Here is a 12607-nt window from a genome sequence, read left to right as displayed (position 1 = left end):
CCTTCAGTGGCCGACTCCCCTCCCAGTAGCGGGCCGCAGCGCAGCCTGCGGCATGCCGACAAACGTGGTTTTCTGCAAAAGCTTGCGGAATTCATCCATCCCGGACCGGATTCCAAGGACGAGCTGATCGAAACCCTCGCCGAGGCCGAGGACAACGACATCATCAACGCCGAGTCGCGCGTCATGCTCGAAGGCGTGATCCGCATCGCGGACATGACCGCCGGGGATGTGATGGTGGCCGCCCCGCGCATGGATGTGCTGGACATCGATGCGCCCTTCGACGAACTGCTGCACCTGGTCATCGACACCGCGCACTCGCGCTTTCCGGTGTTCGAGGGTGAGCGCGAGAACATCATCGGCATCCTGCTGGCCAAGGACCTGCTCAAGCTGCAGCGCGCGCCCGCGCTCAACATCCGCGCGCTGTTGCGCCCGGCCACCTTCGTGCCCGAAAGCAAGGGCCTCAACGATCTGCTGCGCGAGTTCCGCGGCAACCGCAACCACCTGGCGATCGTGATCGACGAGTTTGGCCGCGTGGCCGGCCTGATCACCATCGAGGACGTGCTCGAGGAAATCGTCGGCGAGATCGAAGACGAATTCGACGTGGCCGAGGACGATGGCGACATCTTCGCCCTGGCCGACGGCACCTGGCGCGTGAGCGGCGACACGCCGATCGAGCGCATCAACGAATCCTTCGGGTTGAAACTGTCCGAAGAAGACTTCGACACCATCGGCGGCATGATCGCCCACGCCATGGGCCACGTGCCCAAGCGGGGCGAAGTCCATGCGCTCGACGGCCTGCGCTTCACCGTGCTGCACACCAAGGGCGGCGCCGTGAAGTGGTTCAAGGTCATGCCCGTGCCGGGCGAGGCCTGAGCCCGCCCAACCCCATGCGAAGCCTTTTCGGGTCACTCCACACGCCGTCGAGTTTCAACCCGATGAGCCGCCGCCCGCCCGGGCGCAACGCGCGCGGCAGCGGTTTCGCCTGGTTCCTCGTGTGCCTGCTGGGCGGTGCCTTGCAGGCGACCTCCATCGCCTGGCCTTTCGCGGGCTGGAGCCTGCCGGGCGCCGTGCAGGGCCAGCCCAATGGCTGGTGGCAGATCGCCTCGCTGGCGCTGCTGGTGCTGGCGCTGCAGTACGCCACCCGGGTGGGGCAGGCGGTGTGGCGTGGCTGGGTGTTTTCCACTGTCTGGCTGGCGGGCACCTTCTGGTGGCTGTTCATTTCCCTGCACACCTACGGCGGCCTGCCCGCCTGGCTGGCGGTGCTGGCCGTGCTCGCGCTGGCGGGGTTGCTGTCGATCTATTACGCGGTGGTGGTGGGTTTCCTCTGCGCCTGGGCGCCGGTGTCGCGCACCGCTCAAGGGCTGATGTTCGCCTCACTCTGGACGCTGGCCGAACTGGCGCGCGGCCACTGGTTCACCGGTTTCCCCTGGGGCGCGGGGGGCTACGCGCACGTTGACCTGATGGCCCCTTGGGCACCGCTGGTGGGGGTCTATGGCATGGGCTTCCTGGCGGCCGTGCTGGCCTATTCGTTGGCCTCCATCGTCTCCGGCCTCTGGCGGCGCTTCAGCGCCTGGATGCAGTCGCCCGTCAGCCGGCCGGTGGGCCGCACGGCGGGGGGCATGGTAGCGCCGGCGCCCCGCGTGCAGGCGCGCCTGGTGCCGGGCATGGCCGATGGCTGGCCCGGTGTGCTGCGGTCGCTGGCCCTGTTCCTGGTGGTGGGGGTGCTGCTGGTGAGCCTGATCGGCGGCGGCACGGCGTGGCGCGGCCTGGGTCACCGGGACACCGCCGCGACGGGCGAGTTGCGGGTGTGGCTGCTGCAGGGCAACATCGCCCAGGATCAGAAATTCGAGCCCGGCACGGGCGTGGCCCAGGCGCTGAACTGGTACCCCCAACAGATCACCGAGGCCGTGCAGGCCGCGCGCAGTTCCGCGACCGGCCCGCAGCTGGTGGTCGCGCCGGAAACCGCCATTCCCCTGCTGCCCGGCCAACTGGGCCCCGACTTCTGGCAGCCGCTGCTGGGACACCTGGCCGAGCAACCGGCCGGCACCGGCGTCGGCGCGCTGGTGGGCTTGCCGCTGGGCAGCATGGAGCGGGGCTACACGAACTCGGTCTGGGGGATCCACTCGGGCTCGGCCCATCGACTGCAGGCCCAGCCCCGGCTGGACACGCCGGACAACGGCCTGTACCGCTACGACAAGCACCACCTGGTGCCCTTCGGCGAGTTCATTCCGCCGCTGTTCCGCTGGTTCACCGATCTCATGAACATCCCGCTCGGTGACTTCAACCGGGGCGCCCTGGCGCAGCCGGCCTGGGCGGTGTCGGGGCAGCGCGTGGCGCCCAACATCTGCTATGAAGACCTGTTCGGCGAAGAGCTCGCGGCCTCGTTCCGCGATCCCACGGCCGCGCCCACCGTGCTGGTCAACCTGAGCAACATCGCCTGGTTCGGCGACAGCATCGCGATCGACCAGCACCTGCAGATCTCGCGCCTGCGCGCGATCGAGCTGGGCCGGCCCATGCTGCGCGCCACCAACACCGGCGCCACGGCCGTCATCGACCACCAGGGCCAGGTCACGCACGAGCTGCAGCGGCTCACGCGCGGTCGCCTGGAGGCCACGGTGCAGGGCCGCAGCGGCCTCACGCCGTACGCACAGTGGACCGCGCGCTGGGGCCTGGTGCCCCTGTGGGTGGTCTGCGCCGTGCTGGCGCTGCTGATCGCCTCCACCCGCAACCTGGGCCGCCGGGGCGGGCGCACCCGCCGCCGCTGAGCGCGCCCGTAAAATCGGGCACTTGGGGCATTCCTGGCGCGATGCCGCGCCACGCCCCCACCCAGACCATCCCTCGGCCGAGCTTCGTTCCCGGCTTCTTTCGCATGTTGACCTTCCAGCACATCATTCTGAAACTGCAGTCCTATTGGGACGCCCAGGGCTGCGCGCTGCTGCAGCCCTACGACATGGAGGTGGGTGCCGGCACCAGCCACACCGCCACCTTCCTGCGCGCGCTCGGCCCCGAGCCCTGGAAGGCCGCCTACGTGCAGCCCAGCCGCCGCCCCAAGGACGGCCGCTACGGCGAAAACCCCAACCGCCTGCAGCACTACTACCAGTACCAGGTGGTGCTCAAGCCCGCGCCGAGCAACATCCTCGAGCTCTACCTCGGCAGCCTGGAGGCCCTGGGCTTCGACCTGAAGAAAAACGACATCCGCTTCGTCGAGGACGACTGGGAGAACCCCACACTCGGCGCCTGGGGCCTGGGCTGGGAGGTCTGGCTCAACGGCATGGAAGTGACGCAGTTCACCTACTTCCAGCAAGTGGGGGGCATCGACTGCAAGCCCATCACCGGCGAGATCACCTACGGCCTGGAGCGCCTGGCCATGTACCTGCAGGGCGTGGACAACGTCTACAACCTCAAATGGACGGACACGCTGAGCTACGGCGACGTCTACCTGCAGAACGAGAAGGAACAGTCGGCCTACAACTTCGAACACAGCGACGCCGACTTCCTCTTCACCGCCTTCAACGCGCACGAAAAACAGGCCAAGCACCTGATGGAGCAACAGCTCGCGCTGCCCGCCTACGAGCAGGTGCTGAAGTGCGCGCACAGCTTCAACCTGCTGGACGCGCGCGGCGCCATCAGCGTGACCGAGCGCGCCGCCTACATCGGCCGCATCCGCAACCTGGCGCGCGCCGTGGCGCAGAGCTACTACGACAGCCGCGAGCGCCTGGGCTTCCCCATGGCGCCGCGCGAGTGGGTGGAACAGATGGTGAAGAAGGCCGCGTGAGCGCCGGGTGAAAGAACAAGAATGACCGCACAGAACCTGCTCGTTGAGCTGTTTGTCGAAGAGCTGCCGCCCAAGGCGCTGAAGAAACTCGGCGATGCCTTCGCCACCGTGCTGGGTGACCAGCTCAAGGCCCAGGGCCTGGCGCCGGCCGATGCGGCCGTGACCGCCTTCGCCTCGCCGCGCCGCCTGGCCGCGCACGTCACCGGCGTGCTGGCGCGCGCGGCCGACAAGGCCGTGTCGCAGAAGCTCATGCCCGTGAGCGTGGGGCTGGACGCCAACGGCCAGCCCACGCCCGCCCTGCTCAAGCGCCTGGCCGCGCTCGGCGCCGACGCGTCGGCCGTGGCCGGCCTCAAGCGCGCGCCGGACGGCAAGGCCGAGGCCTTGTTCCACGACAGCATCGCGCCCGGGGCTGAACTGGCCGTCGGCTTGCAGAAGGCGCTGGATGAAGCCATTGCCAAGCTGCCGATCCCCAAGGTCATGAGCTACCAGCTCGAGACCGATTGCGAACTGCCCGGCTGGAGCAGCGTGAACTTCGTGCGCCCCGCGCACGGCCTGGTCGCGCTGCATGGCGGCAGCGTCGTGCCGGTGAAGGCGCTGGGGCTGACCGCGCGCCACACCACGCAGGGTCATCGCTTCGAGGCGCTGGTCTCGCCGGTGGTGCTGACGGACGCCGACAGCTACGCCGCCACGCTCGCCCAAGACGGCGCGGTGATCGCTTCGTTCGCCGAACGCAAGGCCGAGATCGCGCGCCAGCTCGCGGCGGCCGCCGCGAAGGTGGGCGGCGGTTGCCGGCCGATCGAGGACGGCGCACTGTTGGACGAAGTGACCGCATTGGTTGAGCGGCCCAACGTGCTCATCTGCGAGTTCGAGACCCAGTTCCTCGATGTGCCGCAGGAATGCCTCATCCTCACGATGAAGGCCAACCAGAAGTACTTCCCGCTGCTCGATGCCCAGGGCAAGCTGACCCACCGTTTCCTGGTCGTCAGCAACATCAGCCCGGCGGACCCGAGCGCGGTGATCGGCGGCAACGAGCGCGTGGTGCGCCCGCGCCTGGCCGATGCCAAATTCTTCTTCGACCAGGACCGCAAGAAGACGCTGGCCTCGCGCGTCGACGGCCTGGGCAAGGTGGTCTATCACAACAAGCTCGGCACGCAGGGCGAGCGCATGGAGCGCGTGCGCGCCATCGCGCGGGCCATCGGCCAGCAACTGGGGGGCGAGGTGCTCGAGCAACAGGCCGACACCGCCGCGCAGCTCGCCAAGACCGACCTGCTGACCGACATGGTGGGCGAGTTCCCCGAGCTGCAGGGCATCATGGGCGGCTACTACGCGCGCCACGATGGCCTGACCGAGGACATCGCCTTCGCGATCGAAGACCACTACCGTCCCCGCTTTGCCGGCGATGAGCTGCCGCGCAACACGACCGGTGTGGTGGTGGCGCTGGCCGACAAGCTGGAGACCCTGGTCGGCATGTTCGGCATCGGCAACCTGCCCACCGGCGACAAGGACCCGTTTGCGCTGCGCCGGCATGCGTTGGGCGTGGTGCGGATGCTGGTCGAGAAGAACCTTCCGATCGATCTGAGCGCCCTGTTGCAATCGGCCGTGCCCGCTTTCGGCGCGCTGATCACCGACCCCAGTGCGGCCTTGTCCGACTTCATCTACGACCGCCTCGCCGGTGGCCTGCGCGAGCAGGGCTACAGCGCCCAGGAGGTCGATGCCGTGCTGGCCCTGCGCCCGTCGCGCCTGGGCGAGGTGGCCCTGCGCCTGCAGGCCGTGCGCGCGTTCGCCGCGTTGCCCGAAGCGCCCGCGCTTGCCGCCGCCAACAAGCGCATCGCCAACATCCTCAAGAAGGCCGAAGGCGAGGGTGCGGCGGTGAAGGAAGCGTTGCTGGTCGAGGCCGCCGAAAAGGGGCTGTCCGCCGCCATGCAGGCCACCGTGCCCGCCGCCAACGCGAAGTTCGACGCCGAGGACTACACCGGCTCGTTGCAGGCGCTCGCCGCGCTGCGCGCGCCGGTCGATGCCTTCTTCGACGGCGTGATGGTCAACGCCGACGACCCCGCGCTCAAGGCCAACCGCCTCGGCCTGCTGCGCGAGTTGCACCACGCCATGAACCGCGTGGCCGACCTGTCCCGTCTGGCGACCTGACACCACCATGAAGCTGCTCATCCTCGACCGCGACGGCACGCTCAACCGCAGCCGGGACGACTACGTCGCCTCGCCGGACGAGTGGGAGCCATTGCCCGGTGCGCTCGAGGCGGTGGCGCGGCTCAACCAGGGTGGCTGGCGCATCGTGCTGGCCACCAACCAGTCCGGCATCGGTCGGGGCCTGTTCGACATGGCTTCGCTCAACGCCATCCACGCCAAGATGCACCGCCAGCTCGCTGCGGCCGGGGCGCGCGTGGAGGCGGTGTTCATGTGCCCGCACGCGCCCGAAGACGCCTGTGCCTGCCGCAAGCCCGCGCCCGGCCTGTTCCTGCAGATCGGCGCGCGGTTCGGCATGCCGCTGGCCACGGTGCATGCGGCCGGCAACGCGATGCGCCACGTGCGCGCGGCCGCCGCGGCGGGCTGCCGCACCCATTTGCTGATGACGGGCAAGTCCGAACACCTGCGGGGCCGCCTGGGCTCGGGGGCGGCCGTGGACCTCGCGGCGCTCGCGCCCGACCTGCCGCCCGGCACGCACCCCCACGACGACCTCGGCGCCTTCGCCGACTGGCTGCTCGCGCAGCCCACCACCTGATCCTCGATTCCCCAACATGATCCTCATCCATCTGCTGCGCTCGGTCCTGCACACCCTGTTCATGGCCGTGACCGTGGTGCCCTGGGCGCTCGCGGTGCTGATCGCCGCGCCGTTTCTCAACAGCACGCAGATCTACTGGATGTGCGCGGGCTGGCTCAAGCTCGCGGTGGCGAGCGGCCAGCTGATCCTGGGCATCCGCAACGAGGTGATCGGCTTCGAGAACCTGCCGGTGGGCAGCACCGCGCCGGCGGTGCTGCTGCTCAAGCACCAGTCCACCTGGGAAACCTTCTGCATGCCCGCGCTGATGCCGCACCCGCTGGCCTACGTGTTCAAGAAGGAACTGCTCTACGTGCCTTTCTTCGGCTGGGCCATGAGCCGGATGGACATGATCCACATCGACCGCAGCAAGCGCGCCCAGGCCTTCAACAGGGTGGTCGAACAAGGCCAGCGCCTGCTCAACCAGGGCACCTGGGTCATCATGTTTCCCGAGGGCACGCGCATCCCGCGCGGCCAGAAGGGCCAGTACAAGAGCGGTGGCACGCGGCTGGCCGTGCGCACGGGCGCGCCGGTGATCCCGATCGCGGTCACCTCGGCCAAGTGCTGGCCGCGCAAGGCCTTCATCAAGCGGCCGGGCACGGTGGAGTTCTCCATCGGCAAGCCCATCCCCAGCGAGGGCCGTGAGCCCGACGAGCTGATGCGCGAGGTCGAGGCCTGGATCGAAGCGGAAATGCGCCGCCTCGATCCCGAGGCCTACCGCACCGCCTGAGCACCGCCATGCAGCGCTTCGTGCAACTGGCGCTCGACTTCCTTGGCGCCCCCGCGCCCGAGCCCCAGCGGCCCGCATCGCCGCCACCGCCGCCCGCGGTGGCCGCACCCCCGGCCCTGCCCATGACCCAGGTGTTCCAACCGGCGGCCTGGCACCACCCGCGCGCCAACCGCATGCTGCGGCTGGGCGCCTGCGAGGTGGCCTACGAATTCAAGCGCGGCAAACGCCGCACCATCGGCCTGTCGGTCAGCACCGACGGCTTGAGCGTGAGCGCGCCGCGCTGGACGCCGGTGGGCGAGGTCGAGGCGTTGCTGCACGACAAGTCGGCCTGGGTGCTGGAGAAGCTGCAGAGCGCCCGCCAGCGCGCCGGCGAAATGGAGCAGGCGCGCATCCGCTGGGCCGATGGGGTCGAGTTCGACTACCTCGGTGAGCGCATGCGCCTGGTGCTCGACCCCACGCACACCTTCACGCAGGTGGGCGGGGTGTTCGAGCCGGCGGTGGCGCCGGGTGGCCTGGCGACGCTGCGCATGGGGCTGGCCCGCAATGCCCAGGAAACGCAGATCCGCGACGCTGCACAGGCCTGGCTGATGAAGCGGGCCAAGGCCCTGTTCATCGAGCGCCTGGACCACTTCGCGCCACAACTGGGCGTGCGCTACAGCAAGCTGCGCCTGTCCAGCGCCGGCACGCGCTGGGGCAGCGCGAGCGCCGACGGGTCGATCCGCCTGAACTGGCGCCTGATCCACCTCAAGCTGGACATGATCGATTACGTCGTGGTGCACGAGCTCAGCCATCTGCACCACATGGACCACAGCCCGCAGTTCTGGGATGTGGTCGCGCGGGTCCTGCCCGACCACGCCCAGCGCCGCCGCGCGCTGCGCGAGGCGGCCGTGCCGCTGGACGAATGACACCCCGGCGTGCGGGTCTCGCCGCAGAGCGATTCCGTTAAGATCGCCGCCTGACGTTGACGTAAACGTCAAATAACAGGGCACCCCCCATGGCGACGAACCCGACCTACACCATCAGCGACCTGGCCCGCGAGTTCGACCTGACCACGCGCGCCATCCGCTTCTATGAGGACATGGGCCTGCTGCAACCGCAGCGCGAAGGCCCGGGGGGCCGCAACCGGGTCTACACCTCGCGCGACCGCACGCGCCTCAAGCTCACCTTGCGCGCCAAGCGCCTGGGGCTGTCGCTGACCGAGGCCAAGGACATCATCGACATGTACGACAGCCCGCGCGACACCGGACCGCAGCTGCGCAAGTTCCTCACCGTGCTGGCCGACCACCGCCACCAGCTGGAGGAGCAGATGGCCGATCTGCTGGCCAACCTCGACGAGGTGAAGACGCACGAGAAGGAAGCCCGCGCCCTGCTGGGCAAGATCGAAAAAAGCCCCAAGGCCTGACGGCCGGGGTAAGCTGCCGGCGTCCGTGGCGATGGGGCCGCGTCCTCGAAGAAAAGTGAAAGGCCGTTGCCATGTCCCTGATCGCCAGCATCGTCGTTGCGCTCGTCGCGCTGCTGCACTTCTACTTTCTCGTGCTCGAGATGTTCCTGTGGGACAAGCCGGCCGGCATGCGCGCCTTCGGCCAGACGCCCCAGTCGGCCGCGGCCACCAAGGTGCTCGCGGCCAACCAGGGGCTGTACAACGGCTTTCTGGCCGCCGGCCTGCTCTGGGGCCTGTGGCTAGGCCCCGAGGGCTTTGGCGTGAAAGTGTTCTTCCTGCTTTGCGTGTTGATCGCCGGCCTCTACGGCGCGGTCACGGCGAGCCGCAAGATCCTGTTCGTGCAGGCGCTGCCTGCCGCGCTGGGGCTCGTGCTGGTCTGGCTGAGCCGCACGGCCTGATCTAGGCCGCGGTGGCGCCCGCCGTGTACAGGCGCACGAATTCCCCGCTCGGGGGGATCGGTTTGATCACATCGATCAGCACGCCGTCGGGCCCTTGCACGATGAAGTGGCGCTGGCCAAAGGCTTCGTCCCGCAAGCCGAGCAGCACGGTCAGGCCCTGGGCGATCGCGCGCTCGTATTCCGCGTCCACATCGGCCACCTCGAAGTTGATCAGCACCCCCGAGGCCCGGCCGCCCCGCGCGCTGGCCGGGATCGTGGTGTGCGTGCCATCAAGGATGGCGAGGTTGACCGTCGGGTCTTCGCTGGATTGCAGGTGCACATACCAGCCGCAGTCGAACAGGCTGGTGAGGCGGAAGTGGGTTTTCGTAGAAGCGGGCCGTCTCGGCCACGCGGTCGGTCATGAGGACGGGATAGTACGAGGTGGATTTCATGGCGGATCTCCTGTAAAAAACATACATACAATATGCATGTAACTTCAATATAACATACAGGCTGCATGTATGCAAAATACCCTTCCACCCCAACGCCGTTCCCAAGGTGAGCGCACCGACGCCACCCGCGCCGCGCTGGTGAGCGCGGCGCGGGCGCTGTTCGAGGCCCGGGGCTTCGCCGCCACGGGCACGCCCGAGATCGTCGCGGCCGCGAACGTGACCCGGGGCGCGCTGTACCACCATTTCACGGACAAGACCGAGCTGTTCCATGCCGTGGCCCGTCAGGTGGCGCAGGAGGTGGCGGACGAGATCGCGCAGCGTTCGCGGCACCAGCCGAAGCCGGTGGACGCGCTGCTGGCGGGCGCCCAGGCCTATTTCGCCGCCATGGCCGAGGCCGGCCGCGCCCGCCTCTTGCTGCTCGAAGCCCCGGCCGTGCTGACGGCCGAGCAGGTGCTCGGTTTGAGCGACCTCGCGGGTTTCCAGGCCTTGCAGGAGGGTTTGCAGAACGCGCTGAAAGACCGTCCCGAGGCCGTGCTGCCCCTGCGCGAGCTCAGCGTGCTGCTGTCGGCGGCGTTCGACCGCGCGGCACTGGCGATCGCCCGGGGCGAATCGGCCGAGCCCTATGAGCAGGCGGTTCGTCTGCTGCTGTCACGCCTCGTCCCGGTCTGAGGCTTCTTCGAGCCAGACCACACGGCCCTGGCCGGCGTCGTTGAGGCGCGTCACCAGGGCTTCGGCTTGCGGTTCGGGCACTTGCAGCGACACCGTCACGCCGTCGCCATGCAGCGCTTCGACCAGGCGCGCGCCGTGGCCGTCGAGCTCGCGGCGCAGCCAGCCTTCCAGCGCGTAGGGCAGCACGCAGCGCAGTGCTCGCCAGCGCACCACCGGCACCTTGTCGGCCTGCAGCAGCGCCTGGGCCACGCTGTCGGTGTAGGCGCGCACCAGGCCGCCCGCGCCCAGCGGCGTGCCGCCGTAGTAGCGCACCACGGTCGCGAGCACGCCCTCCAGGTCCTGGTGGCGCAGCACCTCCAGCATGGGCCGCCCGGCGGTGCCGCCGGGTTCGCCGTCGTCGTTGGCGGCGGAGTCGCCACCGGCCATGAGCGCCCAGCACACGTGGGTGGCGCCCGGGTGTGCGGCGCGCAAGGCCGCGACCCGCCGCAGCGCCGAGGCGCGGTCCACCATCGGCTCCACGCAACCGATGAAGCGGCTTTTCTTGATCAGGCTTTCGCTGTGAACCGGGGCGGACAGGGTGTAGGGCATGGGGCGTCGAGCATAGCCCTGTGGCCGACGCGGCTCGGCGCCGTTGAAATTGACGTTTACGTAAACGTCAACGTAGAATCGCGGTTCACTGCCTGTTGCGAGACACCCCTTGACCTCTCCCACCTTCGAGCCGCGCCACGCCGGTTTTGACCAGCGCACGCGCGAGAGCTTTGCGCGCCAGGCCGCCATGCGCACCCTGGGCGCCACGCTGGCCTCGGTGGTTCCCGGCCGGGTCGAGATCACCTTGCCCTGGGCCGAGCCGCTGACCCAGCAGCACGGGTTTCTGCACGCGGGCATCGTGGCGACCGCGCTCGACTCCGCGTGCGGCTACGCCGGCTTCACGCTGATGGCGTTGGAGGCCGCGGTGCTCACCATCGAATTCAAGATCAACCTGCTGGCGCCCGCGCAAGGCGAGAGCTTTCGCATGGTCGGCACGGTGATCAAGCCCGGGCGCACTGTCACGGTGTGCGAAGGCCACGCCTATGCCATCGACGGCGGGCGCGAGAAGCTGATCGCCACCATGGGCTGCACCCTCATGGCGGTGGTCGGCCGCGACAATATCCAGGGCTGAGCCCTTTTCCCAAACACCCACGGAGACCCGCATGACCAACCTGCCCGGCCTGAACTTCCAGCTTGGAGAAGACATCGACGCGCTGCGCGACGCGGTGCGCGATTTCGCGCAGGCCGAGATCGCGCCGCGCGCGGCCGAGATCGACCGCGCCGACCAGTTCCCCATGGACGTGTGGCGCAAGATGGGCGACCTGGGCGTGCTGGGCATCACCGTGGGCGAGGAGTACGGCGGCGCCAACATGGGCTACCTGGCCCACATGATCGCCATGGAGGAGATCTCGCGCGCCTCGGCCAGCGTGGGCCTCTCGTACGGCGCGCACAGCAACCTGTGCGTGAACCAGATCAAGCGCAACGGCAACGACGCCCAGCGCCGCAAGTACCTGCCCAAGCTCATCAGCGGCGAGCACGTGGGCGCCCTGGCCATGAGCGAGCCCGGCGCGGGCTCGGACGTGATCAGCATGAAGCTCAAGGCCGAGGACAAGGGCGGCTATTACCTGCTCAACGGCAGCAAGATGTGGATCACCAACGGCCCGGACGCCGACACCATGGTGGTCTACGCCAAGACCGAGCCCGAGATGGGCGCGCGCGGCGTCACCGCCTTCATCGTCGAGAAGGGCATGAAGGGCTTCTCCACCGCGCAGAAGCTGGACAAGCTGGGCATGCGCGGCAGCCACACCGGCGAGATGGTGTTCAACAACGTCGAGGTGCCGGCCGAGAACATCATGGGCGGCCTGAACAACGGCGCCAAGGTGCTCATGAGCGGGCTCGACTACGAGCGCGCGGTGCTCACCGGTGGTCCGCTGGGCATCATGCAGGCCGTCATGGACAACGTGGTGCCCTACATCCACGACCGCAGGCAGTTCGGCCAGAGCATCGGCGAGTTCCAGCTGATCCAGGGCAAGGTGGCGGACATGTACACCGTGCTGCAGGCCGGCCGCTCGTTCGCCTACACCGTTGCGCAAGAACCTGGACCTGCTGGGCACCGAGCACGTGCGCCAGGTGCGCAAGGACTGCGCCTCCGTGATCCTCTGGTGCGCGGAGAAGGCGACGTGGATGGCCGGCGAGGGCATCCAGATCTTCGGCGGCAACGGCTACATCAACGAGTACCCACTGGGCCGCCTGTGGCGCGACGCCAAGCTGTACGAGATCGGCGCGGGCACGAGCGAAATCCGCCGCATGCTCATCGGTCGCGAACTGTTCGCCGAGACGATGTGAAGGTCCGAGGCCTCTTGAGC

The 12607-nt window shown here is 68.8% G+C and carries 13 protein-coding genes and 1 pseudogene; 12 read left to right on the top strand and 2 right to left on the bottom strand.

Annotated elements, in window-relative coordinates:
• Positions 1 to 6 precede the first annotated feature (6 nt).
• From ACFJGX_RS01150 to ACFJGX_RS01110, 9 genes are all read left to right on the top strand, one after another.
• Positions 7 to 873 carry an HlyC/CorC family transporter gene (locus ACFJGX_RS01150; protein WP_382322992.1) on the top strand — a complete coding sequence of 289 codons (867 nt, stop codon included), beginning with the start codon at positions 7 to 9 and terminating at the stop codon, positions 871 to 873.
• Positions 874 to 935: 62 nt separating this feature from the next.
• Complete coding sequence (gene lnt, locus ACFJGX_RS01145) at positions 936 to 2765, top strand: apolipoprotein N-acyltransferase (protein WP_382322993.1); 1830 nt, start codon at positions 936 to 938, stop codon at positions 2763 to 2765.
• Between the two features lie 104 nt (positions 2766 to 2869).
• The gene (gene glyQ / locus ACFJGX_RS01140; RefSeq protein WP_297395311.1) at positions 2870 to 3775 is read left to right on the top strand and encodes a glycine--tRNA ligase subunit alpha; all 906 of its coding nucleotides are present in this window, start codon (positions 2870 to 2872) and stop codon (positions 3773 to 3775) included.
• 21 nt (positions 3776 to 3796) lie between these two features.
• Positions 3797 to 5917: a glycine--tRNA ligase subunit beta gene (gene glyS, locus ACFJGX_RS01135; protein ID WP_382322994.1), complete on the top strand. Its 2121-nt coding sequence runs from the start codon at positions 3797 to 3799 to the stop codon at positions 5915 to 5917.
• Between the two features lie 7 nt (positions 5918 to 5924).
• Positions 5925 to 6509, top strand: a complete 585-nt coding sequence (gene gmhB, locus ACFJGX_RS01130; RefSeq protein WP_382162513.1) for a D-glycero-beta-D-manno-heptose 1,7-bisphosphate 7-phosphatase — start codon at positions 5925 to 5927, stop codon at positions 6507 to 6509.
• Positions 6510 to 6534: 25 nt separating this feature from the next.
• Positions 6535 to 7275 carry a lysophospholipid acyltransferase family protein gene (locus ACFJGX_RS01125; protein WP_382328842.1) on the top strand — a complete coding sequence of 247 codons (741 nt, stop codon included), beginning with the start codon at positions 6535 to 6537 and terminating at the stop codon, positions 7273 to 7275.
• An 8-nt stretch (positions 7276 to 7283) separates the two neighbouring features.
• Positions 7284 to 8180 (top strand): M48 family metallopeptidase, encoded by an 897-nt coding sequence (locus ACFJGX_RS01120; protein ID WP_382322995.1) that lies wholly within the window; start codon positions 7284 to 7286, stop codon positions 8178 to 8180.
• Between the two features lie 89 nt (positions 8181 to 8269).
• A complete protein-coding gene (locus ACFJGX_RS01115; protein ID WP_291113012.1) occupies positions 8270 to 8677 on the top strand; it encodes a MerR family DNA-binding transcriptional regulator in 408 nt (135 codons plus the stop codon).
• A 71-nt stretch (positions 8678 to 8748) separates the two neighbouring features.
• A complete protein-coding gene (locus ACFJGX_RS01110; RefSeq protein ID WP_382162507.1) occupies positions 8749 to 9114 on the top strand; it encodes a DUF1304 domain-containing protein in 366 nt (121 codons plus the stop codon).
• A gap of 1 nt (position 9115) precedes the next feature.
• On the opposite strand, the gene ACFJGX_RS01105 is transcribed toward ACFJGX_RS01110, so the two are convergent.
• Positions 9116 to 9433, bottom strand: coding sequence for a VOC family protein (locus ACFJGX_RS01105; RefSeq protein WP_382327576.1), 318 nt, complete (start codon positions 9431 to 9433; stop codon positions 9116 to 9118).
• A 181-nt stretch (positions 9434 to 9614) separates the two neighbouring features.
• Between ACFJGX_RS01105 and ACFJGX_RS01100 the strand changes: the two genes are divergently transcribed.
• Positions 9615 to 10214 carry a TetR/AcrR family transcriptional regulator gene (locus tag ACFJGX_RS01100; protein WP_382322997.1) on the top strand — a complete coding sequence of 200 codons (600 nt, stop codon included), beginning with the start codon at positions 9615 to 9617 and terminating at the stop codon, positions 10212 to 10214.
• Here ACFJGX_RS01100 and ACFJGX_RS01095 read toward each other — a convergent pair.
• A complete protein-coding gene (locus ACFJGX_RS01095) occupies positions 10194 to 10802 on the bottom strand; it encodes an IMPACT family protein (RefSeq protein WP_382327574.1) in 609 nt (202 codons plus the stop codon). The two genes, ACFJGX_RS01100 and ACFJGX_RS01095, sit on opposite strands and share 21 nt — an antisense overlap.
• A 187-nt stretch (positions 10803 to 10989) precedes the next feature.
• On the opposite strand from ACFJGX_RS01095, the gene ACFJGX_RS01090 reads away from it, so the two are divergent.
• Together ACFJGX_RS01090 and ACFJGX_RS01085 are read left to right on the top strand one after the other, a co-directional pair.
• Positions 10990 to 11373: a PaaI family thioesterase gene (locus ACFJGX_RS01090; RefSeq protein WP_382325849.1), complete on the top strand. Its 384-nt coding sequence runs from the start codon at positions 10990 to 10992 to the stop codon at positions 11371 to 11373.
• 31 nt (positions 11374 to 11404) lie between these two features.
• Positions 11405 to 12587, top strand: a pseudogene (locus ACFJGX_RS01085) (isovaleryl-CoA dehydrogenase).
• The last annotated feature ends 20 nt before the right edge of the window (positions 12588 to 12607 follow it).

The sequence above is a fragment of the Hydrogenophaga sp. UC242_50 genome (assembly GCF_042697355.1).
Classification (GTDB): Bacteria; Pseudomonadota; Gammaproteobacteria; order Burkholderiales; family Burkholderiaceae_C; genus Hydrogenophaga.
Note: the sequence above shows the minus strand (reverse complement) of the source record. Positions and strands in the feature narration are given on the sequence as shown.

What these genes read in the sequence shown, in the direction of transcription:
- gmhB (WP_382162513.1), top strand. Translation starts at nt 5,925, where the DNA reads ATGAAGCTGCTCATCCTCGACCGCGACGGCACGCTCAACCGCAGCCGG.
- ACFJGX_RS01120 (WP_382322995.1), top strand. Translation starts at nt 7,284, where the DNA reads ATGCAGCGCTTCGTGCAACTGGCGCTCGACTTCCTTGGCGCCCCCGCG.
- ACFJGX_RS01090 (WP_382325849.1), top strand. Translation starts at nt 10,990, where the DNA reads ATGCGCACCCTGGGCGCCACGCTGGCCTCGGTGGTTCCCGGCCGGGTC.
- glyQ (WP_297395311.1), top strand. Translation starts at nt 2,870, where the DNA reads ATGTTGACCTTCCAGCACATCATTCTGAAACTGCAGTCCTATTGGGAC.
- ACFJGX_RS01110 (WP_382162507.1), top strand. Translation starts at nt 8,749, where the DNA reads ATGTCCCTGATCGCCAGCATCGTCGTTGCGCTCGTCGCGCTGCTGCAC.
- ACFJGX_RS01100 (WP_382322997.1), top strand. Translation starts at nt 9,615, where the DNA reads ATGCAAAATACCCTTCCACCCCAACGCCGTTCCCAAGGTGAGCGCACC.
- glyS (WP_382322994.1), top strand. Translation starts at nt 3,797, where the DNA reads ATGACCGCACAGAACCTGCTCGTTGAGCTGTTTGTCGAAGAGCTGCCG.
- ACFJGX_RS01115 (WP_291113012.1), top strand. Translation starts at nt 8,270, where the DNA reads ATGGCGACGAACCCGACCTACACCATCAGCGACCTGGCCCGCGAGTTC.
- ACFJGX_RS01095 (WP_382327574.1), bottom strand. Translation starts at nt 10,802, where the DNA reads ATGCCCTACACCCTGTCCGCCCCGGTTCACAGCGAAAGCCTGATCAAG.
- lnt (WP_382322993.1), top strand. Translation starts at nt 936, where the DNA reads ATGAGCCGCCGCCCGCCCGGGCGCAACGCGCGCGGCAGCGGTTTCGCC.